Below are 22,597 nucleotides of genomic sequence, written 5' to 3'. Positions count from 1 at the left end.
TTTATTTTAATTCCAGATCGGTCCTGACGGGATAATGATCCGAGAGCTTTTTATCGACGATCAGGTAGTTCTTAATAGTGAACTCCGGCGAAGCTAAAATATAGTCGATCTGGAAATTAGGAAACTCGCCATTGTAAGTTATCCCAAATCCACTTCCTTTTTTTTGGAAACTGTTCTGCAATCCTTCGGAAACATTCTGAACAGTGTAAGAAATGGGTGTATCGTTGAAGTCTCCGGCAATGATGTAAGGTGTTTTAACTGTTTCAGCATGTGAACGGAGAATCTTTACCTGGTGGGCTCGCTTTTCAAAAGCCTGTTTTAAACGGCTGCCTATCTTTCGGGAAGACTCTACATCAGTATCAATTTCTTTAGTAACCTTTTTAAGGTATTGATAATCTTCAGGCTTGAAACTGATGGATTGAAAATGAACATTATAGATCCGAAATATTTTCTTCCCCACCTGGACGTCTGCATAAACTGCTTCATTCCAGTTCATCTTTTTGTCAAAAAGAACCTTGCCGGTTTTTATTATGGGATATTTAGAAAATATCGCTGTACCTGTCGATTCATAGTCGTTGTCGATAGTGGGCTCATAGAAATAGTATTTGCTATTCAAGATTTCAGGTATCAGTTTGCTAAAGTTGTATTCACTCCGCGGCCGGTTGAAGAACTCCTGGAAACAGAGAACATCAGGCTGTTCTTTTCTTATAATATCGAGAATCTGCGCTTTGGTGAATTTGTCGTTCTTATCGCCAAACTGCTTGAAATTGTGTACATTATAAGTAAGGACGCGAATAAAGCTTTCTGAGGATTTGGGAACCATAATACCGGAACTTTCTCTGAATCCGACATAACTGGTGAGGATATTCCAACCGCCAATGATAACCAGGAAAGAAAGCAGTGCGTATCTTGGAGAGCTTATCAGCCAGTAAATAACAAAAATTACGTTCACTGCTAATATTCCCGGATAGGCAAGCCCGAAGAATGCGGGCACCCAGAAGCTGTTAGGATCCACGAACGAGGATAAATAGGCGAGAAGAAGTGATACGACTGCGACGATATTGGCAACAAGTACAAGTTTGTTAAATACATTTAAGCCCGACTTCTTCTTTTTCCTGCGCATTATTTTTTGCTTGCTTTGAATAATTGCTCCTTTTCTAATTTCGTCAGGCTATCGTAACCTGATTGCGAGATCTTGTCCAGGATCCTGTCGATAACTTCCTGATTTAAAAGTGGTGCTGATGCTGGAGCTGTGCTCTTATTCTTCACCACTTTTAGCTTGCTTCGGCGTTTAAAGATATTGGCGAAGTCTGTTCCGCGGTTCAGTTGCTGGATATACACAAAACCTAATATGGCGCCGCCAATATGTGCAATGCTGCCACCAGGTTCGGAGCTTATGCCGATGATATCCAGCACAAAATAGGCGAGGGCCAGGTATTTCAATTTAACATTACCAAGAAAAAGCAATTGAATGGTAAAATTGGGTACCAATGTAGCCGTGGCTACTACTACTGCCATCACACTTGCTGATGATCCCAGGAGAATGGAACTTTGTACAGAGTTACCGAATACCGGCAAGAGATTATAGGCGAGCAGGTATAGCAAAGCCCCCGCTATTCCCCCTGCCAGATAAGTGAATATAAATTGTCTTTTACTTAAGAAGTCGAGGAAGATAAGCCCGAGCCAGTAAAGCCAGAGTATGTTAAACAGAAGGTGAAAAAAGTCCCTCTGGGTGAACATGTATGTGATGATGGTCCAGAATTTAAATGGAAGGAGTTCATAATAAGCGGGCATCGAGAGCTGCAATACCACCCAATCGGCAGCAGTATCGCTTCCACCGGTTAAGAATTCACCAGCCGCCAATAAATTGATCGCAAGGAACACGATCACATTTATTCCTATGAAAAGGAATAAGGGGTTCCCCGATTTGAACACTTTGTAATATAATTCGCTGAAAATTGACTTTTTCATAAAAAACGATCATTGCGGCGAAGCCCCCATAATTTTACTAAAATAAAACCAAATAAGGCTCCTCCTAAATGCGCATAATGTGCGATCGAATCTCCTTCGATTTGTTTTACACCCAGGAATAGTTCCAGGAGTATATACGCAGGAATAATGTATTTTGCTTTAATTGGAACAGGAATAAACATGATCATTAATTCCATATTCGGAAATAACATTCCAAAGGCTATAAGCAGACCAAAAATAGCACCGGAGGCACCTACCATGGATGATAGATAGATCCCTAACAGTTTGCCTGCCTGTTGCTCAGTCATACCTGAATAACTGATTGTCCCTTTGGCACTATCAATTATATACGAACCATCATTCACAATACTTCCGGTGATGCTATAAACTTCAAAAGCCTGTACCATCAGCTGAAGCGCTAGTGCGCCTAAACCAGTAAGCAGATAGAAATTCAGGAAGCGTTTGGAACCCATCACATATTCCAGTGCAGTTCCAAAAGAGTATAGGGCAAACATGTTAAACATGATATGGAACAGCGACTGATAGCTATGCATAAACATGTAGGTAATGACCTGCCAGATGCGGAAATCCGGGCTGTCGAAATAATGGACTCCCAGGATTGAAGTCATCAGGGGCCCGCCAAACATCATCATGGCGATATAGAAGATGACGTTTATTATGAGGAGGTTTTTAACAACCGGTGGAATATTAGCTAATGGATTCATAGATGCGCTTCTGGCTATTTTTCAAACCTTTGGATTAACTCTTCAATTGTAAATGTACTTATAATGGGCTTTCCGCTAAGGGATATATTTGGCATCTCACATCCAAACAACTCGTCGATAAGAATATTCATCTCTTCTGATGATAGGGCTGCACCTGCTTTTATAGCCGTGTTCCTTGCCAATGCCCTCGCCAGGCTGTCCCTCTTATTTAACTTTAGAGCGCTCTGATTATTTTTGAACCCTTCAATCAAGTGCTCCAGCATATCCACTTCGCTGATATTCGGGCCGATATCGGCAGGGATTCCTTCAATGATCAGGGTGTTTTTTCCAAATTCCCTGATCTGGAAACCCAGCGACTGGATATCAGGTAAGAGGTCTTTCACCAGTTCGAAATCAGCACCGTTTAAAGTAATCGTTTGAGGAAATAAGCTCTGCTGGCTGGCGCCCTGCCTGCTTTCAAGCTGCTGTGAAAAGCGTTCATATAATATCCTTTCGTGCGCCGACTGCTGGTCAATCAGCATAAAACCCGACTTGATCTGCGAAATGATGAAACGATTATGTAATTGAAAAATCTGTTTTCCAGTGGACTGGAGATGACGGTTCTCAATTTCTATATTACGGTTCCCCGGAAGTTCAAATGTCTCCTGACGTGCTTCTGGTTGAACGATCTCGTAAAGCGACCCCCAGTTTTTCGTGACCGTTTTGCGTTCTTCTCCTGCATTTCTAAGGAAAGGGATCTCTCTTTCAGTTCTGGCAGCCGTAAAAGGATTGAATTCCGGATTAAACGCAATCTGTGGCGGGATAATATCCTCATGCGCTTTCGGAGTAATCATCTGGCTGAAACCAGTCTCCTGATTAAAATCAAGGGTGGGGCTGATGTTGTACTTACCCAGTGAACGTTTTACCGCCGACCGAATGATCGCATAAATAGCTTTTTCATCCTGGTATTTGATTTCGGTTTTTGTGGGATGAACATTGATATCGATTTTAGAAGGGTCGATGTCGATGAACAGCACGTAAAGGGGAAAACTATCCGAAGCTAAGACCTCTTCATAGGCATTGAGAACGGCGTGATTAAGGTACGGATCCCGAATGTAACGGTTATTTACAAAGAAGAATTGTTCACCGCGGGTTTTCTTAGCAAATTCAGGTTTGCCGATATATCCTTTTAATCCAATAATGCTGGTCGCTTCTTCAACCGGCACCAGCTTTTGATTATATGCGTTTCCGAAAAGGTGGATAAGCCTTTGTTTTAAGCTCCCGGCTGGTAAATGATAAACCTCGTTGCCATCATGATGAAGAGTGAAAAATACCTCGGGGTTTGCGAGTGCAACCCTCTGAAACTCATCATTGATATGGCGCATCTCCACAGGGTTCCCTTTGAGGAAATTTCTTCTCGCCGGGGTATTGTAGAATAGATTCTTCACGCTTATGCTGGTTCCGGGCATGGCCGAAACAGGCTCTTGTCTGATAACCTCAGAGCCTTCAATACGAATGCAGGTTCCTAATTCATCTTCATGTCGCCGGCTTTTTAGCTCAACTTGTGCAATAGCCGCAATGGAAGCCATAGCCTCGCCACGAAAACCCATGGTACGTATCGCAAACAAATCTTCTGCCTTCCTGATCTTTGAGGTAGCATGCCTTTCGAAACACATACGCGCATCAGTCATGCTCATCCCGCATCCATTGTCGATTACCTGGATCAGGGATTTACCGGCATCTTTTATGATGATCTGGATCTTATCGGCACCGGAATCGATAGCGTTTTCGATCAATTCTTTAAGAGCAGAAGCAGGCCTTTGAACCACTTCTCCGGCAGCGATTTGATTTGCTACCGAATCAGGTAAGAGCTGTATTATATCAGACAAATTATTTTCCTTTTTATTATGATGATCAATGAGAGCAAAACCACCGGCCTTTTTAAGGGCTCAAAGGGTCATTTTACTGCAACCCTTAGGGTTTTTTTTCAAAGCCTAAAGATAAGGTGTTTTAATCTTTAAGAGGGACTATTGACTGAACGATTTTCAACAATGTTGGGGCAGACTCTTCCCCGACTTGATCGGGGATCTCGTCAAAGACACGCGGCCCAAGCCGCTGTGTCTGCCGGCCCCTGGCGCCTGGCAAATTCCTTCCTTCCCTGACTTGTTTAGGCCAGCCTGCCGAGTAACCTAAAATAATAATACTCTACTAATTTGGTAGACTAATTATACTTTATACTTTTGTAAACATATTTGATAACTGGTAAACGGACATAATGTTAAAGGCAGTATTTTTTTTAATGTTTATGTCATCACTGAATCTGCAGCTAAATGCCCAAAAAACTATTATCAAGCAAAATTTATACTGGTTACGCTACTATAATCAACTTTCGATTACTAAGAAAATGACCTGGCATAATGAAATAGATGATAGGCGTTTTTTTGAAAATAACCGTCGTCAACAACTAATTTTTCACTCACGGCTACATTATAAATTCATAAAGAATATTGATGTTGCGGTCGGCCTGAGCTACTCCTCTCAAAGCCCACAGGATCCCAATTCTACTTCCGGGCTCAGGATACCTGAATTCCGACCCATCCAGGAAATCAGCTATACTAGTTCCTTCAGTTCAAGGCTTAACCTGCAGCACAGACTAAGAGTTGATGAACGGTTTAGACATAAAAATAATAATCTAGAACTTCTTGAAGGTTATGATTTCAATTTGCGATTAAGATACAGGCTGCAGTTAGTTTATAGAATAAATGAGCCTGATGGCAAAGTTCCAATAGCAGTTAAGATTTCAGATGAGTTTATGATCAACTCCGGAAAAAACTTTGCAAGTGCGCACTTTGATCAGAATAGAATCTATGCTGGTTTTGAGCTTGGTCTTCAAAACAACCTGTCAGCTGAACTGGGGTATATGCATCTTTATCAGCAAAGGGCAAACTTCAATCAGTTTTTCGAGAGAGACATACTTCGTTTAACCGTATATCACAAAATTCACATTTAAACAGATGAGTGCAGAGAACTTAGAACGTATTACGACGGTAGAAAGCCGGTCTAAAACCATACAGAATCTATGGTACGGTATTCCCATTGTGTTGATGGTTGGCTTAATGCTAATACTAGTATTCAACTATCACGAAACCTTTTCACTAGCACGCATTAAGAATGGCCTCGACTATAATTTCCTCATCTTCTTGTGCATCGGCATCTTTGCCCAGTTGGTTGATGGAACTTTAGGTATGGGTTATGGCGCTACCTCTACTTCATTCCTGATTTCATTTGGAGTGCCGCCAGCTACAAGCAGTATGGGAGTGCATGTGGCTGAAATGTTCACAACGGGGGCTTCCGCTATTTCTCATCACAAATTTAAAAACATAAACAAAAAGCTTGTATTAAACTTGCTTATCCCTGGTGTGGCAGGTTCTGCTTTGGGAGCATATTTATTGGCAGATGTAATCGACGGCGATTTAATCAAGCCATTTATCGCTATTTACATGATAATTTTGGCGGTAATCATAATCATAAAGGGCTTGCGTCGAAACATCCAAAAGTAGAAAACGAAAAAAATTGGCGTTTTGGCCGCGCTTGGGGGCTTTATTGATTCTATTGGTGGGGGAGGCTGGGGACCTATCGTTACTTCTACCTTAATGGGTCGAGGAAGAAATCCTCGTTACACCATTGGTTCTGTTAATACCGCGGAATTTGGGATTTCTTTCGCCAGCGGGATAACATTCATACTTTTTGATGGTATTGGTGCCTGGCCCTTGATTGCTGGCTTAGTCATCGGTGGGGTAATTGCTGCGCCGATAGCGGCTTATTTGGTTAATAAAATTCCTAGAAAACCAATCACTGTTTTAGTGGGATTATTGCTCATTTTTCTAAGCCTTCGGACGCTTGTGAAAATACTCCTTGTCTAAGGTTAATAGATGATCGATTATTTCCCTTTTCTGATTTATATTTACAAACACGATTACACCTCAACAAACCTTTATGAAGAAAATTTTTCTCTTTGCACTCCTTCCTTTTTTATTCGCCTGTTCATCGAAACAAGATGCCGACCTGATTATACATAATGCGATGGTCTATACCGTTGACGATAAATTCTCTGTAGCAGAGGCTTTTGTGGTAAAGGATGGGAAGATCATTGATGTAGGTAAATCTAAAGATATGCTTGATCTATACTCCGGCGAAAAAATCGACGCAGGCGGTAAATCTGTTTACCCCGGATTTATTGACGGACATTCGCACTTCTATGGTTACGGGCAAGGGCTCCAGAATGCAGATCTTACCGGGACTAAGAGCTGGGAAGAAATATTGGCCAGGTTAGTGACTTTCTCAAAGGAAAATAAAGGTGAATGGATCGTGGGCAGAGGCTGGGATCAGAACGATTGGGATGTTAAGGAGTTTCCTGATAATCAGAAGTTAAATGAACTTTTTCCGAATACCCCAGTTGTTTTATCCCGCGTAGACGGACATGCTGTGATAGTGAATAAAAAGGCGCTTGACCTGGCTGGGATAACACCAGGCCAGAAAGTGAGCGGCGGCGAGATTGAAACTATCGATGGGAAGTTGACAGGTATTTTAGTCGACAACGCTGAAAGCCTGGTATACTCAAAGATCCCGGGTGCTAATAAAACGCAGATGCAGGAAGCCCTCTTAGATGCACAGAAAAATTGTTTTGAAGCAGGGCTGACCACCGTTACGGATTGCGGCATTGACCACAGTTTGGTCCCGGTCATCGATGAGCTTCAAAAAGATAATAAACTTAAGATGCGTGTGTACGCAATGCTTTCTGATAACAAACCGAATTACGATTACCTGTTTAAAAATGGGGCCTTTAAAACGGATAGGTTAAATGTCAGCTCCTTCAAAGTATATGCGGATGGGGCACTGGGATCGCGTGGTGCTTGCCTGCTGCAACCTTATAGTGATAAGCCTACATCGACCGGATTTTTATTAAGCGATAAAAGGCACTATGCCGAGATCGCGCAATTACTGGCAGATAAGGGTTTTCAGATGAATACGCACGCTATCGGCGACTCTGCCAATCGCGAGATATTAAATGTTTATGCAAAGGTTCTGAAGGGTAAAAACGATCGCCGATGGAGAATTGAACATGCCCAGGTTGTGAACCAGGCTGATTTTAAATCATTCGGTGAAAATAATGTCATTCCATCGGTGCAGAGTACTCACGCTACTTCGGATATGTACTGGGCAGGCGACCGGCTTGGAAAGGAACGTGTAAAAGGTGCCTATGCTTTCAAGCAGCTGCTCGACCAGAATGGGTGGATTGTTCTGGGAACTGATTTTCCTGTAGAGAATATTAATCCCATGTATACTTTTTATGCTGCCGTGGTGAGAAAGGATATGAAAGGATTTCCAGAGAAAGGGTACCAGACGGAAAATTCACTCAGCCGTGAAGAAGCCCTTCGAGGGATGACCATCTGGGCCGCTAAAGGGAATTTTGAGGAGAAAGAGAAAGGCAGTATCGAGAAGGGGAAATTTGCAGATTTCGTAATTCTTGACCAGGATTTGATGAAAGCTGCTGATGCCGAATTATTTAAAATCAAAGTATTAAAGACTTTTGTTAATGGAGAAAGCGTTTACTCCAGATAATGAAGCTAATCCCAACTGTTTTTATTGCCTTCACGATTTTTACCTTATTGTTAGCTGCCTGTGCGCCCTCAGCGGAGCACCGTCACAATGAAGAATATATAGCCGAAGAGAAAAGTGCAGCAGCGTCCACTGTGCTGCTTAATAATTCGGAAAAACCTATTCCCCTTCAGGACTTGCAAGACAAAGAAATTGCAAGTGTTAATATGGGCTCAGCTCATGCGACAGCATTTGATAGCATACTAAATAAATATGCAGCGGTCAGAAGCTTTTCGTTTTCAGGTGATTCGAGTTCAGCAGATAAGAATAGTTTAAATGCTGCTCTTGAGCCCTTTAATACATTAATCCTGCAGATCACAGACCAGGCCTTAAAAGCCCACGGAGCCTTGCCGTTTATAAAAGAGATCCAGAAAAACAGGAATATTATTTTAAGCCTTAGCGGCGATGTTCAAAGCCTGGCACTCCTCGACGAAATCAAAGCGCCACTAATATGGTCAAATCAGAAGTCGGAGGAAAGATCCATTTTTGCAGCACAGCTTATCTTTGGTGGTGTGGCTGCACAGGCTAAATTACCAAAGAGTATATCAGAAAATTACCCGACTGGTGCGGGATTTTCTACCAGTGTCGTACGTTTAAAATATTCTGTTCCTGAAGATGCCGGAATAAATATTTCTGATTTGAAGGGTATTGATAAAATCGCCGCAGAGGCCATCCGGAAGGAGGCTGCACCCAGTATTGCCGTGATGGTGATAAAAGACAATAAAGTTATTTTCAATAAAGCCTACGGCACGCATACCTATAATAGTAAAATACAGTCGAAGACCAGCGATATTTATGATGTCGCATCCCTTACAAAGACTTCAGCGACAACCCTTGCGGTGATGCGCCTCTATGAACAAGGGAAACTAAAGCTTGACACAAATGCTGGCGCCTATCTTCCCAAAGCACGCAAAACCAGTAAGAACCGCATACTTGTCCGTGATTTAATGCTTCATCAGGCTGGCTTGGTTCCCTTTATCCCTTTTTATGTAAAGCTCACCAAAAACGATCGGAGTAGCGACTCATCAGCAGCGTATCCCACCAAAGTTTCTGAAAACTATTTCCTCCGAAAAGGATATTTTCAGGACGTCATGTGGCCCGCTATGCTGAACTCTGCTTTAGGTAAAAAAGATACCTATGTTTACAGCGATTTGAACATGTATTTCATGAAGGAAATCGTTGAAAGTCTTTCTGGAAAGGCCCTGGAAGATATTGTCCAGACCCAGTTTTATGAACCACTTGGTATGGAACGTACAGGATTTAAGCCCAGGGAACGTTTCCAAAAAGACCAAATTATTCCTACCGAGCAGGATGATAAGTTCCGTAAATCCCTTCTCCATGGTTATGTTCACGACCAGGGTGCAGCTATGGTAGGAGGTGTTGCAGGGCACGCCGGTTTGTTTGCAACTACTAACGATCTGGGTATTCTTTATCAGATGCTTCTCAATGGCGGAACGTATGGTGGCAAACAGTACTTTAAGCAAGAAACAGTCGAAAAGTTTACAGCCCGTTACTCTTCTATAAGCCGCAGAGGCCTGGGTTTCGATCGTTGGGATCCGAAAAGTAAAAAAGGTTTTCCGTCAAAACTGGCCTCGCCGGAAACCTATGGACATACAGGCTATACCGGCACTTGCGTCTGGGTCGATCCTAAATATAATCTGGTGTATATTTTTCTATCGAACAGGGTGAATCCAACCGTTAACAATAAGTTATCGAAACTAGACATCCGCGAAAGGATACAAGACGTCGTCTATAAAGCAATTCTTAAGGGGGAACGCTGACGCAACTCCACTTCTAATCATTGCCTTGTCCGGCTTCTCATCTTTCCCTTGTCTTTACTCTTTGCTCCTTGCTCCTTGTTCCATCTTACTATTCTTACAAAACCTTAACATTAATATCCTTTTATTAAATTTACTTTGCATCATTGAAAAAATTTTTCGCATTATTTAATGCAGAGCTTGTAATCAATGAAAGAACCAATTATAAAATGAAAATAGGAATTGTATGTTACCCCACCTTTGGAGGTAGCGGGGTTGTAGCCACTGAATTAGGGAAGGCACTGGCAGATAACGGCCACCAGGTACACTTCATCACATATAGACAGCCCGCGCGCCTTGATTTTTTCTCCGCGAACCTGTTTTATCATGAGGTCTCGGTCTCAAATTATCCCTTATTCGATTACCCGCCCTACGAACTGGCGCTTGCCAGTAAGCTGGTGGACGTGGTGAGATTCGAAAAGCTTGATATTTTGCATGTGCATTATGCTATTCCACATGCATCCGCTGCATTTATGGCTAAGCAGATCCTGGCAACTTATGGCATTCACGTGCCGGTGGTAACTACACTTCACGGTACCGACATAACCCTGGTGGGTAAGGATCCAACATATAAACCCGTCGTAACGTTTTCTATCAATCAGTCTGATGGAGTTACGGCTGTTTCAGAAAATCTGAAAGAGGATACTTACAAGCATTTTGATATTACCAAGGATATTAAAGTTATCCCGAATTTTATTGATTTGAGCCGGTTCAGCCTCAAAGCAAAAGACCACTTTAAGTTAGCTATTGCACCAAATAATGAGCGTATCATCATCCATACATCCAATTTCAGAAAGGTGAAGAGGACCCAGGATGTAATCCAGATTTTTGAAATCATTCAGAAACAAATTCCTTCTAAGCTTCTTATGGTGGGCGACGGACCTGACAGGGTTTATTGCGAACAGCTTTGCCGTGATCTGGATATTTCAGACAATGTCCGGTTTTTAGGTAAGCAGGATGCAGTAGAGGAAATCCTGTCGGTCTGCGATTTATTTGTCATGCCTTCCGAGTCGGAAAGTTTTGGTCTTGCAGCTCTCGAAGCTATGGCCTGTAAAGTTCCCGTTATCACATCTAACGCAGGCGGTTTGCCAGAACTGAATATCGATGGCGTAACCGGTTTTATGGATAATGTTGGAGATATTGAGGCCATGGCGCAGCATTCGATTTATATCCTGGAGGATGATACCCGCCTGGCTGAGTTTAAAGAAGGCGCACTTAAACGTGCTCATGAATTTGATCTTGGGCTGATATTGCCGATATATGAGAATTATTACAGCGAGGTAATAGAGAAATCGAAGGCGGAGATATAATTGTCCGTCATCCCGAGCAGAGCGAGGGACCTTCAACAAAAAGCCCCTTCCAGAATCTCTGAAAGGGGCTTTTTAATAATTTGATTTATCTTATTGCTGAGGTGCCATTGGCGGCGGCGGCGCTACTACCGAACCTGGTTTCGCAGGAATGATATTGATCATTTCCAGATCAAAAACAAGCGGGGTAAATGGTGGAATACCCTGATTTCCTTGCTCTCCATATGCTAGATTAGATGGCAGAACTACAGTTGCTTTAGCTCCCTTTGGCATAAGAAGTAATGCTTCTTCAAATCCTGGGATAGAACCTTGCATTCCTACTGGCATTTTAAGGGGCTGGTAATCACGGCCAGGATTGAAAGTGCCACTTTTCTTAGCTATATCAGCAACACTGCTGTCGAATACTTTTCCGCTTAAGAATGATCCGGTGTAGTGTACAACGACAGTATCGCCAGCCTGAGCTTTCGGGCCGCTTCCTTCTTTAGTAATTACATAGTTTAATCCTGAACCTGAAACTATAGGCTTCAAGCTTTTAGAAGCAACATAGCTTTTTATTTTCGCAGTCTCACTGCTCTTGGCCAGATCCATTTCTGCTTTCAGGAATTCGTCGATCTTGCCACGGAATAAACTGTCGTTCAATTTTCCTTTAGGGATAACTTTATCAACTTTGATGGTGTAGATCAGATATTTTGCAGTAGTATCAGCTGGCTGCGGACGACCCATTTTCATGACCATTGAATCGATATTGATCTTAAATGTTGCACTGTCGCCTTCGCTAAGAAGTCCCAGAGCCGCGAAAAGATCACCTTTAAACACTGATTTCTCTTTTACAAGTAACGATGGACGGTCATAATCATAAGAACTGTACAAAACAGAATCTCCTTCAGTTTTTTCGATAGCTTTAAAAGCTACGAAATCACCTTCTTTAATTGTTTCGCCGTCTTTGTCAGTGTGGATCTTGTACATCATATCCCCCTCACCTTTTTCAAAGTTGTTACAACCGGTAAATGCAGTTACTGCGATACCTAACACGATTACTAATTTCTTCATTGTCTTTTTTATCTGTTATTAATTGTTTCTGTTTTATTGCTGCCTATGCAGCGTGTGTATATTATTGGATTAAAAGTGTTTTATATTCAGGTAAGATAGTGTTAAATTTTTCTCTTACAACATCTACAGGATCATCTGAAGCACCGCCCGCAGCATTCCTGTGCCCGCCACCATTGAAATATTTTTTGCAGATCTCGTTAGCGGGGAAGTCGCCGGTTGAACGGAGCGACAATTTAACCTTGTCTGGACGTTCAATAATCATAGCGGCCAGGCGTATGCCATTTATCGACAGGGCATAGTTAACAATCCCTTCAGTATCGCCTGTGGAGATTTGGTATTTTTCGAGCTCGGCTTTGGTAATAACTATGATAGCTGAGTTGTATTCAGGAAATACCTCCAGTTTATTGAGCAGGCAATGTCCCAAAAAGCGAAGCCTGTTTTCAGCAAAATTATCATAAACAAGCTGATGGATCTTAGAGTTTTCCGCACCACAAGTGATGAGTTCCGCAACGATGCGATGAACTTCAGCTGTTGTAGTAGGAAAACGGAAAGAACCAGAATCGGTCATGATTCCTGTATACAGGCAGGTTGCCACATCCTTGTTTATGAGTTCCTTTTCGTCCATCACGTTGACGATAAAATCATAAATCAGTTGAGCAGTTGCGCATGCATTGATGGTCCAGTGCCTAAAATCATCAAAATCTTCAGGCTCCAGATGGTGGTCAATCATAACTTTCTTGCCCTTCGCTTCACGCACCAGTTCCCCAAGTTCATTGATCCGCGAAAGCGCATTGAAGTCTAAACAGAAAATAATTTCCGCATTCGCTATCAATTCTTTCGACTGCTCTTGCTTTTCAGTATAAATAATGACTTCCGGGTTGTTGGGGAGCCACTGCAGGAAAGTAGGGTAATCGGTTGGAGTGATCACATGAACATGATGCCCTTTCTGGATCAGGTAGTTGTATAATCCGAGTGATGAACCCATAGCATCGCCGTCAGGCTTGTGATGTGTAGTGATCACAATGTGCTTTGGTTCAACTAATAACTCTATAAGAGGGGCTAAATCTGACATGTAAATAAAAAGAAATGCAAAGCTATTAAAATTACTGATTACAAGTAGGTGATTTATTAAAATCCTTTAGTCTTTGATTTATTAGCCGTACTTTTGCACCAAATTTCAATTACCAAGATGGCAACGAACAGAACTTTTACAATGATTAAGCCCGATGCTGTAGCCAATGGCCACACCGGAGCTATTTTAGATGATATTATCAAAGGCGGATTTAAAGTTATCGCTTTAAAATACACCCGTTTAAGCGGTGATATTGCAGGTGAATTCTACGGAATCCACAGAGAACGCCCTTTTTACAATGACCTTGTTAGCTTTATGTCGTCAGGCCCGATTGTAGCCGCGATACTTGAGAAAGACAATGCAGTGGAAGATTTCCGTAAATTGATCGGTGCAACTGACCCTTCAAAAGCTGAGCCTGGAACTATCCGCAATAAATACGCGAAGTCAATTGATGCGAATGCAGTACACGGATCTGATTCGGATGAGAATGCGCAAATCGAAGGAAGCTTCTTCTTTACAGCTTTCGAACGTTTCTAAAATAAATTTGGATCGCCCTGAGATAGTTAAGCTGTTTCCAGGGCGATTTATAATTTAAGCTATGAAGATTTACGAAACCCGCTTTCTGATCTTTTTCCTTGTGATGCTTGTGGTGCCAGGTGCTATCTCGTACATCGGCGGATGGGATACCAAACTCGATGGCCTATTTGTGCTGAAAGCTTTCTCGATAGCATGCTTCATGACGGTGCTTTATTACCTCTTACTGAAGAACGGCCTGGGAACAAAGCCTTAATACTCAACTTTCCTTCTTCCTGCCTCATACTTCCTGCTTCGGACTTCTGACTTCCGACCTCCGTCTTCCGACCTCCGACTACAAAAACACAATCTCATCAATAATACTGCTTCCCGCCCTCTCATTCATCTTCTCAATAATATTTGATCGCATCATCAGGAGATCATTCTTTATGACAGATGATTCTACCCGGATAAAAAGTTTCCGGTCGCGGATAAAGATATCTTTAGTGCGGTTTGCAACTGCCTTTCCCATCATTTCCGGCCAGGCAACGATAAGCGAAGTTTCGTCAAACTTCCGCCTCAGCTTATACACCTGGAGCATTTGCTCGATGGCGTCTTTAAGGGGTTTGTCATTGGTGCGGCTCATTTTAGGTGAAAGGTAAGAGGTGAAAGGTGAAAGGCGAAAGGTGAAAGGTGAAAGGTGAAAGGTGAAAGGTGAAAGGTGAAAGGTGAAAGGTGAAAGGTGAAAGGTGAAAGGTGAAAGGTGAAAATTATTGGGTAAGTTACGATTTTTGCACGATAGGTAAGTGGGCTTCAGTTTTCAGTTTTCAGCTTTCAATTTTCCTCGTTCAACTTCAAAAATCCTCACTCCAACTCCCAATTCATTGAAAATTGTCTCCACCCGTTCTCTACTCGTGTCCGTGATAAATATCTGACCAAAGTCCTTGTCGGAAACCATTTGCATTAACTTAGTAGTGCGCTTATTATCGAGTTTGTCGAATATATCATCAAGCAGAAGCAGCGGCTCAAATCCTTTTTGCTGAAATAAGAACGAATATTGAGCTAATTTCAAGGCTATCAGGAAAGATTTTTGCTGACCCTGCGAACCAAATTTCTTTAAAGCCATCCCATGAATGGTGAAGCTAAGCTCATCCTTATGTATACCAGCGGTCGTTCGTTCCAGTAAACGGTCGCGTTCCAGATTCCTTTTTAACAAGGCCGCAAAGTCGTTCTGCAATAGCGGCGATTCATAAACAAGCTCCACTTCTTCTGCTTCTTCACTTATAAAGCGGTAATGCTTGTTGAAAATTTCGCGGAAATCCAGCATAAAGGCTTTACGCTTTTCGAATATCCTGGTTCCTGAAATAATAAGCTGCTGGTCATAAATTTCCATCAGGGAAGGATCATATCTTCCAGAAGTAGCAATCTGCCTTAATAGGGCATTCCGGTTTAGGAGGTTCTTATTATATATGATCAATTCATCAAGGTATGAACTGTCCGTTTGGGAGATCACATTGTCGATAAACTTTCTTCTTTCTTCGCTTCCCTCTATAATCAGGCTGATGTCATTGGGGGAGATCATAACCAGGGGAAATAGTCCGATATGGTCTGCCAGCCTTTGATAATCTTTTTTATTCCTCTTGAAAACCTTTTTCTGAGCCTTTTTTAAACCGCAGTAGATAGTTTCATCTTTTTTATCCTTTTTAAATGATCCCTGGATCATAAAGAGGTCCTCCCCCTGTTTGATTTGCTGGCTATCGATGGGATTAAAATAGCTTTTACAAAGTGAGAGGTAGTGGATTGCGTCCAGCAGATTAGTTTTTCCAGCCCCATTATTCCCCGTAAAGGCGTTAACCGTTGGAGAAAAACCCAATTCAGCCTCGGAATAATTTTTGAAATTAATTACTGATAATTTTTGGAGCCACATACATTCGCAAGCTGAAGCGATCCTGCAAATTTACTCTTTTCAGCGTCTTTTAGCTCCCTGAGTAAAAAAAATCGAAGGCCGCTGATTTAAAAGTTGATACTTAATATGAAAAATGTATTTTTGCGGATAATTCGTTTCGGTGGAACGGATTTTTATTTTTAAAGACAAATGTCAAAAACTCAAAACGAAAATTTACCCGAAGCTGAAAATCCGCTTGGGAATGCCGGCAAGTTTGTTCAGGAAAATTCAAAAAGCTTAGCTGTAATAGGAATCGCCATTGTTGCACTGATATTATTATATTTTGGATATCAGAAATTCTACCTTGCACCAAGAGCTGAAAAAGCAGCCAATGAAATGTTCAAGGCTGAGGAGTACGCAGCTATAGATTCATTAAATGACAGGGCAATTTCCGGCGATGGTTCATATCCGGGATTTGAGAAAATCGCTGACGAGTATTCAAATACTAAATCAGCGAATATAGCAAATGCTTACCTGGGAGGCCTTTACCTTAAAAAAGGTGAATTTCAAAAGGCAGTTGATGCGCTTGGCAAATATAGTAGTACCGGCAGTCCTGTAATTGATCCACTGGTATTGGGAATGCTTGGTGATGGGTATAGCGAACTTAAAGACTATAGCAAAGCAATAACTTATTATAAGAAAGCAGCAGATAAAAACAAAAACTCTTTTACAAGCCCCTTATTTCTTAAAAAATTAGGTCTTGTATATGAAGAGCAAAAAGAATTTAGCTCTGCGGCTGATGCTTATAACAAAATAAAAGTTGAATATCCGGAGAGCTTTGAAGCCTCCACTATTGACTCTTATATCGCCCGTGCTGAAGCACAGGTGAAGTAATTTATATTATTTTCAAAATGGTTGTCAGTAAAACTGACAACCATTTGTTATTTTAAGGCTATGGCAACACATTTAAAAGGGCTTTCAGATTTCTCTCACATAGAGATACCTTCTGCAGAAGATTTCAAGTTTGGGATAGTTGTATCCCAGTGGAATGCTGAGGTAACTGGTGCCTTATTGGAAGGAGCTTATGCTGCATTGGCCAAAAATGGCGCCCTGGCTGAAAATATCATTGAAATACAGGTTCCAGGAAGCTTTGAGCTAACTTCTGGGGCAGACCTATTGCTTGCGTCTAAAAATGTCGATGCGGTTATCTGCCTGGGTTGTGTTATACAGGGTGAAACCCGTCACTTTGATTTTATCTGTAACGCGGTTGCAAATGGTATTACGAATGTAGCTCTTAAATACAGCAAGCCTGTGATTTTTGGTGTCCTCACTACCGACAACCTGCAGCAGGCCAAAGACCGGTCGGGCGGAAAACACGGTAACAAAGGGGAAGAAGCCGCGGTCACAGCAATTATGATGGCTCAAATCCAATCGACGCTTTCTTAATTATTTTTTTTAATAACTATTTCTGCCGAATTACGTATATTAAGCAAACCGTTAGCGAAATAATGATACTTGCACAAGCTCAGAGCGAAAAGCAAGCTTCGTTGCCGGTGAAAAAAACAAACTTTAAATTGATGAAAAAATTAATTGTCGGCATTCTAGCTTTATTCTTGCTTAGCTCCATGTTACAGGCATGTTCCTCTAAGTTATGCCCTGCTTACGGCAGCTATCCGAAGTCCAGGCATTAAAAAAATCATCTACCTATTTTTATTTGACATCCGTATTATAACTCTATGCTGTGGGGATGGTAAATTTGTGTCCTCAATTTATACGTATCTCCGGATCGTAATACCTACATAGAAGCATGAATTGGATACAATTGACAAACCTTGATCAATTACAGGACATCAAGGCCGCCACAGGTTATTCTGTGATTTTTAAGCATAGTACGCGTTGTTCGATAAGTATGATGGCCAGAAAAAGGTTTGAATTTGACGGGGAGGTAATTCCTGAAAATACCCCCCTTTATTTTCTTGATCTGATTGCCCACAGAGAGATATCTAACCAAATAGCAGAAATATTTCAGGTCCACCACGAATCACCACAACTCCTTCTTATCAAGGATGGTGGATGTGTGTACGAGACCTCGCATGGAGGGATTTCGGCGGAGGAGTTAGCGGAACAGATTAGTGGCTAGAAATTTTTAATTAGAGATTAGTAATTCGGGATTAGTTTTAGACAGGGTCGACTAGACGATTCGCCTAACAACTAATTCCTAATCACCGGTCTATTAATAATTAAACGTGACATTCTGGAACAAATCAGTATGCAAACTCTTAGCCACCGGACAAGTGATTGCGGATCTTTCCAATATAGCTTTTTCTTTGTCGGTGTAATTTCCTGAAGGGAAGTTGAAAACAACCTGGATTTCACTTACTCTGCGGGGATCGGAGGCCATCAACTTTGTTAAAGAGCAGGTAGTGCCATCTATATTGATTCCGTGCTCTCTGGCTGCAATACCCATGATGGTTAACATGCAACTTCCCAGCGAAGCAGTAAGTAAATCTGTTGGAGAAAAGGACTCGGCTTTCCCCTGGTTGTCAAGCGGTGCGTCAGTTATTGTTTTATTTCCGGAGTAGACATGAGTTGCTTCGGTTCTGAGTTCGCCGAGGTAGGTGGTTTCTATAGTTGCCATGAGGGATTGATGTTAGTGAGAACGAAATTAAAGAATTTCCGAAGTAAATGAGTAAAGAAACAAAGAGCAAAGATCAAGGACAGGTCCCGGCTAAGAACTATCTGGGGTTCGAAGAGCGTAGATGGGCATTTTTTTGTGCAAAGATTTTGATCCTATGTCAAGGTGGGTTATGCCGTTTGCAAGTCTTTGTTCTTTGCTCCTTGTTCCTTGCTCCTTATATTTTCACATTGATCTTTACTCCAAAATAAGTACTTTTGCATCATGATCGATCTTCCGGTTATTCCAGCCAACCAAGTACAACGTAAACCAAACTGGTTGCGTGTTAAGCTTCCTGTTGGGAAAGAATATGCGCATGTTAGAAGCCTTGTTGATACGCACAAGCTTCATACGATATGCGAAAGTGGGAATTGCCCCAATATGGGGGAGTGCTGGGGGGCCGGTACAGCCACTTTTATGATTCTAGGCAATATTTGTACCCGTTCCTGTTCTTTTTGTGCAGTAGCCACTGGCAGGCCTTTGGCCGTCGATCTGGAAGAGCCTGATCGTGTTGCTAATTCAGTTAAGCTTATGCAGGTTAAGCACTGTGTAATCACTTCCGTAGACCGTGACGACCTGAAAGATGGGGGCTCAACGATCTGGGCAGAAACCATCAATGCTATTCGCCGCGAAAGTCCGGATACTACTTTAGAAACTCTGTTGCCTGATTTCCGCGGGATCTGGGATAATCTCGAACGCGTGCTAGCCGTACGTCCGGAAGTGGTATCGCATAATCTGGAAACCGTACGCCGCCTCACCAAAGAGGTTCGTATACAAGCAAAATACGACCGTAGCCTGGAATGCTTACGTCTTATCAATAAAGCCGGCTTAAGAACCAAATCCGGGATAATGCTTGGGCTAGGGGAGACGGAAGAGGATGTGTTAGAAGCAATGACTGATCTACTCGATGCAGGTGTGCACATATTAACACTGGGCCAGTATTTACAGCCTACACGTAACCACCATCCCGTAATCGACTGGATCACACCAGAACAATTCGACAAATACAAAGTTGTTGGACTGGAAATGGGTTTCAAGTACGTAGAAAGTGGGCCGCTTGTTCGGTCTTCGTATCATGCGGAAAAGCATCTATTTGATTTTTAGTAATCTTTTTGGTCAACCCTTTCAGGGTTGCTAAATTGATAGTCTTTTCTGCCCCCGGCTGCAAACTAGCTTTTTTTATAGGACGATTTATTTGAAGTTCCTCCCTCCGGTCGGAATAACGCGTATCTTTTTAGGAAAATAGGGATTTCTTCTCGCGGTGACGAGGCTCTTAATAAATCAGTGAGCTTGCGCTCGTTGAAATTAACCCCCATTTGAAATGATAAGATATTTCGACGGGTGAATTAAACATAGTAATTAATACAAACATCGATAGCCGGAGAAATCTTCTTTCCTAAAAAAATGCCACAGTCATTCCGACCGAAGGGAGGAACCTAACCCCTTAATAACAAACGGTAATCGTTCAATAATATACCTTGGCGGTATACTGTTCATCCCCTCCGCACTCAATTCATCCCCCGCCTTCCCATGTATAAAACAAGCAATTATCGCTGCTTCCTGAGGGGAGTAACCCTGAGCCAGAAAACCTGCAATCATACCAGTTAATACATCACCCATTCCACCAACAGCCATAGCTGGGTTACCTGTTGGATTAATCATCACATTTCCATCCGGCAGGACGATGAAAGAATATTGATTTTTTAAGAGAATGATGATGTTAAGCTCAGCTGCTTTCTCACGGGCATTTTCAATCCTTTCCCACCATGAAGTATATTCGCCAAACATGCGGTCAAATTCTTTCACGTGAGGCGTGATGATGCTCATGCCTGGCAGGTTGTTTAGAAGCTCTGGCTTCGCGGACAGCATATTCAAAGCATCCGCATCAAGTACTATTGGTCTGTTATAGCCGTTCAGAATATTTCGCAATACATCAAGCGTGTTGTCGCCAGCCCCAAGTCCCGGCCCGATAGCAATAGAAGAGAATTTAGCCAACATACCATTTGGTATTAGAGTGTTTCTATCGATGGTCATGATCTCGGGTGAACGGGTATTTAGGGCACTGTATCCGCTTTCTGGAATACATACCGATGTGAGTCCCGCACCTGAGTGTAAACAAGCGTCTGCACACAGCAAAGCTGCCCCCATAGTTCCATTGTTTCCAGCGACTATAAGTGCATGTCCAAAAGTACCTTTGTGGCTAAACCGTTCTCTCGGTCTTAAATAAACTTTTATATCGTTTTCTTCGAGCAGTTTCCAATGGCTTGGGAGCGATTGAATATATTCTTCATCGAGTCCGATAGGTACTACCTTAAAACTGTTCAGGGATCGTGCTGATTCAGGGAAAAAGAAATTGATCTTCGGGCGCTGAAAAGAAATGACCAGGCTTGCTTTTATTGTCGTTGCATCGGATGAAATATCACCTTCTGAAGGGAAGCCGCTCGGTACATCTATCGAAATAACTTTTTTGTGTAGGCTGTTTATGTGATCGATCAGTTCTTTTAATTTCCCTTCTACAGGTTTGTTAAATCCTGAACCAAGCAGCGCATCGATTAGAACTTCGGCATTTTCTTCCGGAAATGGTGTGGTATCTGACAAATCCGTTATATGGATATTCGTTAGTTTTAATCGTTCCCGGTTAACATCAAAATCTTTGGTTGCCTTATTCGAAAATCTACTGATTTTTACAGAGATATTTTTATAATCATCGGCATAAAGAAGACGTGCGACAGCTAATCCATCGCCTCCATTATTGCCCGTTCCGCAGTAAATACTAATTGGTATGTATTTGTCTGTAACCTCTTTTTGAAACTCTTTAACAAACGCTATTGATGCTGCTTCCATGAGATCGATTGAGCTGATGGGTTTGCTGGAGATGGTGTGGGCATCTGCTTCACGGGTTTGTTGGGAAGTGAGAAGGTTCTGCATATAACTAAGATAAGAAAAGGCTTGCCTTCGGCAAGAATTCTTTACCGCAGAGTTAGGATTTTTTACCGCGGAGTGCGCTGAGTTTTACCTGCCTGCTGGCAGGCAGGCGCAAAGTACGCAGAGGCTGGGCGGATAGAAATACCTACAAACAAACTAAACTGTTACTCTTATAAGCTTCTCGAAAAAACTCCGCGAACTCAGCGCCTAACTCTGCGTACTCTGCGGTTTAATCTAGCTTACCTGAAATTACTTACTTTTCATCTCAATTCCTAGATACTTCCCCGTATGACTCTTCTTCACCTTCACCAAATCTTCCGGCAATCCTGAAAAAAGTATTTCTCCACCACCTGATCCACCTTCTGGCCCCAGATCGATTACCCAGTCAGCAACTTTGATTACATCCAGGTTATGCTCAATTACCAGTATAGTATTGCCGTGGTCAACAAGTCGGTTCAAAACTCCGAGAAGTACACTGATATCTTCGAAATGCAGACCCGTAGTTGGTTCATCCAGTATGTAAAATGTGTTTCCCGTGTCTTTTTTAGAAAGCTCCGTAGCGAGTTTGACACGTTGTGCTTCTCCTCCTGATAAAGTGGTAGATGATTGTCCGAGGCGGATATATCCCAAGCCTACTTCAGCAAGGGTTTTTATCTTACGGTATATAGAAGGTATTGGTTCAAAAAATGCAACCGCATCTTCTATACTCATATCCAGAACATCACTGATTGATTTCCCGCGATAACGTACTTCAAGTGTCTCGCGATTATAGCGTTTACCCGAGCATTCTTCACAAGGTACTTGTACATCCGGCAGGAAATTCATTTCAATTAATTTCATTCCCGCACCTTGACAGGTTTCACAGCGCCCGCCCTTTACGTTAAATGAAAAACGGCCTGGCTTATAACCCCGGATTTTTGCTTCGGGAAGCATAACATACAGGTTCCTGATATCCGAAAATACTCCGGTATAGGTAGAAGGATTTGACCGGGGTGTCCTGCCGATTGGTGTTTGATCAATC

Annotated in this window: 21 protein-coding genes and 1 pseudogene; 11 read left to right on the top strand and 11 right to left on the bottom strand. The window is 42.2% G+C overall.

The features are described 5' to 3' along the window. Position 1: 1 nt before the first annotated feature. The 4 genes from WBJ10_RS05020 to mutL are packed head-to-tail and all read right to left on the bottom strand — an operon-like array spanning position 2 to position 4,564. Positions 2-1,123, bottom strand: a complete 1,122-nt coding sequence (locus tag WBJ10_RS05020; protein WP_424288432.1) for an endonuclease/exonuclease/phosphatase family protein — start codon at positions 1,121-1,123, stop codon at positions 2-4. Further along, positions 1,123-1,971, bottom strand: coding sequence for a rhomboid family intramembrane serine protease (locus WBJ10_RS05015; RefSeq protein ID WP_424288431.1), 849 nt, complete (start codon positions 1,969-1,971; stop codon positions 1,123-1,125). Before WBJ10_RS05015 ends, WBJ10_RS05020 begins: the two co-directional genes overlap by 1 nt. Beyond that, positions 1,968-2,696 (bottom strand): rhomboid family intramembrane serine protease, encoded by a 729-nt coding sequence (locus tag WBJ10_RS05010; protein WP_424288430.1) that lies wholly within the window; start codon positions 2,694-2,696, stop codon positions 1,968-1,970. Before WBJ10_RS05010 ends, WBJ10_RS05015 begins: the two co-directional genes overlap by 4 nt. A gap of 14 nt (positions 2,697-2,710) precedes the next feature. Further along, a complete protein-coding gene (gene mutL / locus WBJ10_RS05005; RefSeq protein WP_424288429.1) occupies positions 2,711-4,564 on the bottom strand; it encodes a DNA mismatch repair endonuclease MutL in 1,854 nt (617 codons plus the stop codon). A gap of 416 nt (positions 4,565-4,980) precedes the next feature. Here mutL and WBJ10_RS05000 point away from each other — a divergent pair, with 416 nt between their 5' ends. From WBJ10_RS05000 to bshA, 5 genes and pseudogenes are all read left to right on the top strand, one after another. Next, positions 4,981-5,685 (top strand): DUF2490 domain-containing protein, encoded by a 705-nt coding sequence (locus WBJ10_RS05000; RefSeq protein WP_424288428.1) that lies wholly within the window; start codon positions 4,981-4,983, stop codon positions 5,683-5,685. A gap of 4 nt (positions 5,686-5,689) precedes the next feature. Continuing rightward, positions 5,690-6,598: pseudogene (locus WBJ10_RS04995) on the top strand (sulfite exporter TauE/SafE family protein). A 73-nt stretch (positions 6,599-6,671) separates the two neighbouring features. Next, the gene (locus WBJ10_RS04990) at positions 6,672-8,297 is read left to right on the top strand and encodes an amidohydrolase (protein WP_424288427.1); all 1,626 of its coding nucleotides are present in this window, start codon (positions 6,672-6,674) and stop codon (positions 8,295-8,297) included. After that, complete coding sequence (locus WBJ10_RS04985; protein ID WP_424288426.1) at positions 8,297-10,114, top strand: serine hydrolase domain-containing protein; 1,818 nt, start codon at positions 8,297-8,299, stop codon at positions 10,112-10,114. Before WBJ10_RS04990 ends, WBJ10_RS04985 begins: the two co-directional genes overlap by 1 nt. A 206-nt stretch (positions 10,115-10,320) precedes the next feature. Next, on the top strand, positions 10,321-11,460 hold the full coding sequence (gene bshA, locus WBJ10_RS04980) for an N-acetyl-alpha-D-glucosaminyl L-malate synthase BshA (RefSeq protein WP_424288440.1): 1,140 nt from the start codon (positions 10,321-10,323) through the stop codon (positions 11,458-11,460). Between the two features lie 90 nt (positions 11,461-11,550). Here bshA and WBJ10_RS04975 read toward each other — a convergent pair whose 3' ends face one another. Beyond that, positions 11,551-12,507: an FKBP-type peptidyl-prolyl cis-trans isomerase gene (locus WBJ10_RS04975; RefSeq protein WP_424288425.1), complete on the bottom strand. Its 957-nt coding sequence runs from the start codon at positions 12,505-12,507 to the stop codon at positions 11,551-11,553. Between the two features lie 61 nt (positions 12,508-12,568). Further along, on the bottom strand, positions 12,569-13,579 hold the full coding sequence (locus WBJ10_RS04970; RefSeq protein ID WP_424288424.1) for a DHH family phosphoesterase: 1,011 nt from the start codon (positions 13,577-13,579) through the stop codon (positions 12,569-12,571). A 117-nt stretch (positions 13,580-13,696) separates the two neighbouring features. Between WBJ10_RS04970 and WBJ10_RS04965 the strand changes: the two genes are divergently transcribed. Further along, a complete protein-coding gene (locus tag WBJ10_RS04965; protein ID WP_424288423.1) occupies positions 13,697-14,116 on the top strand; it encodes a nucleoside-diphosphate kinase in 420 nt (139 codons plus the stop codon). Positions 14,117-14,177: 61 nt separating this feature from the next. After that, positions 14,178-14,369, top strand: coding sequence for a hypothetical protein (locus WBJ10_RS04960; RefSeq protein WP_424288422.1), 192 nt, complete (start codon positions 14,178-14,180; stop codon positions 14,367-14,369). Between the two features lie 78 nt (positions 14,370-14,447). On the opposite strand, the gene WBJ10_RS04955 is transcribed toward WBJ10_RS04960, so the two are convergent. Next, positions 14,448-14,738, bottom strand: coding sequence for a DUF721 domain-containing protein (locus WBJ10_RS04955; RefSeq protein WP_424288421.1), 291 nt, complete (start codon positions 14,736-14,738; stop codon positions 14,448-14,450). 174 nt (positions 14,739-14,912) lie between these two features. After that, complete coding sequence (gene recF / locus WBJ10_RS04950; RefSeq protein WP_424288420.1) at positions 14,913-16,019, bottom strand: DNA replication/repair protein RecF; 1,107 nt, start codon at positions 16,017-16,019, stop codon at positions 14,913-14,915. A 168-nt stretch (positions 16,020-16,187) separates the two neighbouring features. Between recF and WBJ10_RS04945 the strand changes: the two genes are divergently transcribed. From WBJ10_RS04945 to ytxJ, 3 genes are all read left to right on the top strand, one after another. Then, complete coding sequence (locus WBJ10_RS04945; protein WP_424288419.1) at positions 16,188-16,871, top strand: tetratricopeptide repeat protein; 684 nt, start codon at positions 16,188-16,190, stop codon at positions 16,869-16,871. A gap of 60 nt (positions 16,872-16,931) precedes the next feature. Further along, positions 16,932-17,423: a 6,7-dimethyl-8-ribityllumazine synthase gene (gene ribH, locus WBJ10_RS04940; RefSeq protein WP_424288418.1), complete on the top strand. Its 492-nt coding sequence runs from the start codon at positions 16,932-16,934 to the stop codon at positions 17,421-17,423. Positions 17,424-17,784: 361 nt separating this feature from the next. After that, positions 17,785-18,117: a bacillithiol system redox-active protein YtxJ gene (gene ytxJ / locus WBJ10_RS04935; protein WP_424288417.1), complete on the top strand. Its 333-nt coding sequence runs from the start codon at positions 17,785-17,787 to the stop codon at positions 18,115-18,117. 93 nt (positions 18,118-18,210) lie between these two features. Here the strand turns inward: ytxJ and WBJ10_RS04930 are convergent, their stop codons facing one another. Beyond that, complete coding sequence (locus WBJ10_RS04930) at positions 18,211-18,615, bottom strand: OsmC family protein (protein ID WP_424288416.1); 405 nt, start codon at positions 18,613-18,615, stop codon at positions 18,211-18,213. A gap of 261 nt (positions 18,616-18,876) precedes the next feature. Between WBJ10_RS04930 and lipA the strand changes: the two genes are divergently transcribed. Beyond that, positions 18,877-19,755, top strand: coding sequence for a lipoyl synthase (lipA, locus tag WBJ10_RS04925; RefSeq protein WP_424288415.1), 879 nt, complete (start codon positions 18,877-18,879; stop codon positions 19,753-19,755). A gap of 309 nt (positions 19,756-20,064) precedes the next feature. Here lipA and WBJ10_RS04920 read toward each other — a convergent pair whose 3' ends face one another. Both WBJ10_RS04920 and WBJ10_RS04915 read right to left on the bottom strand, forming a co-directional pair. Then, positions 20,065-21,579: an NAD(P)H-hydrate dehydratase gene (locus WBJ10_RS04920; protein ID WP_424288414.1), complete on the bottom strand. Its 1,515-nt coding sequence runs from the start codon at positions 21,577-21,579 to the stop codon at positions 20,065-20,067. Positions 21,580-21,825: 246 nt separating this feature from the next. Beyond that, on the bottom strand, positions 21,826-22,597 hold a 772-nt coding region (locus WBJ10_RS04915; protein ID WP_424288413.1), incomplete at its 5' end, for an ethanolamine utilization protein.

Origin of the sequence: Daejeonella sp., assembly GCF_049655485.1 — a bacterium.
In the GTDB taxonomy this organism is placed as follows: Bacteria; Bacteroidota; Bacteroidia; order Sphingobacteriales; family Sphingobacteriaceae; genus Daejeonella.
The sequence above is the reverse complement of the archived record's forward strand: the minus strand, read 5'-3'. Positions and strand labels throughout refer to the sequence as shown.

Excerpts from the sequence above, each read along its gene's own strand:
- WBJ10_RS05020 (WP_424288432.1), bottom strand. The coding sequence starts at position 1,123 with ATGCGCAGGAAAAAGAAGAAGTCGGGCTTAAATGTATTTAACAAACTT.
- WBJ10_RS05015 (WP_424288431.1), bottom strand. The coding sequence starts at position 1,971 with ATGAAAAAGTCAATTTTCAGCGAATTATATTACAAAGTGTTCAAATCG.
- WBJ10_RS05010 (WP_424288430.1), bottom strand. The coding sequence starts at position 2,696 with ATGAATCCATTAGCTAATATTCCACCGGTTGTTAAAAACCTCCTCATA.
- WBJ10_RS05000 (WP_424288428.1), top strand. The coding sequence starts at position 4,981 with ATGTCATCACTGAATCTGCAGCTAAATGCCCAAAAAACTATTATCAAG.
- WBJ10_RS04990 (WP_424288427.1), top strand. The coding sequence starts at position 6,672 with ATGAAGAAAATTTTTCTCTTTGCACTCCTTCCTTTTTTATTCGCCTGT.
- WBJ10_RS04985 (WP_424288426.1), top strand. The coding sequence starts at position 8,297 with ATGAAGCTAATCCCAACTGTTTTTATTGCCTTCACGATTTTTACCTTA.
- bshA (WP_424288440.1), top strand. The coding sequence starts at position 10,321 with ATGAAAATAGGAATTGTATGTTACCCCACCTTTGGAGGTAGCGGGGTT.
- WBJ10_RS04975 (WP_424288425.1), bottom strand. The coding sequence starts at position 12,507 with ATGAAGAAATTAGTAATCGTGTTAGGTATCGCAGTAACTGCATTTACC.
- WBJ10_RS04970 (WP_424288424.1), bottom strand. The coding sequence starts at position 13,579 with ATGTCAGATTTAGCCCCTCTTATAGAGTTATTAGTTGAACCAAAGCAC.
- WBJ10_RS04965 (WP_424288423.1), top strand. The coding sequence starts at position 13,697 with ATGGCAACGAACAGAACTTTTACAATGATTAAGCCCGATGCTGTAGCC.
- WBJ10_RS04960 (WP_424288422.1), top strand. The coding sequence starts at position 14,178 with ATGAAGATTTACGAAACCCGCTTTCTGATCTTTTTCCTTGTGATGCTT.
- WBJ10_RS04955 (WP_424288421.1), bottom strand. The coding sequence starts at position 14,738 with ATGAGCCGCACCAATGACAAACCCCTTAAAGACGCCATCGAGCAAATG.
- recF (WP_424288420.1), bottom strand. The coding sequence starts at position 16,019 with ATGTGGCTCCAAAAATTATCAGTAATTAATTTCAAAAATTATTCCGAG.
- WBJ10_RS04945 (WP_424288419.1), top strand. The coding sequence starts at position 16,188 with ATGTCAAAAACTCAAAACGAAAATTTACCCGAAGCTGAAAATCCGCTT.
- ribH (WP_424288418.1), top strand. The coding sequence starts at position 16,932 with ATGGCAACACATTTAAAAGGGCTTTCAGATTTCTCTCACATAGAGATA.
- ytxJ (WP_424288417.1), top strand. The coding sequence starts at position 17,785 with ATGAATTGGATACAATTGACAAACCTTGATCAATTACAGGACATCAAG.
- WBJ10_RS04930 (WP_424288416.1), bottom strand. The coding sequence starts at position 18,615 with ATGGCAACTATAGAAACCACCTACCTCGGCGAACTCAGAACCGAAGCA.
- lipA (WP_424288415.1), top strand. The coding sequence starts at position 18,877 with ATGATCGATCTTCCGGTTATTCCAGCCAACCAAGTACAACGTAAACCA.
- WBJ10_RS04920 (WP_424288414.1), bottom strand. The coding sequence starts at position 21,579 with ATGCAGAACCTTCTCACTTCCCAACAAACCCGTGAAGCAGATGCCCAC.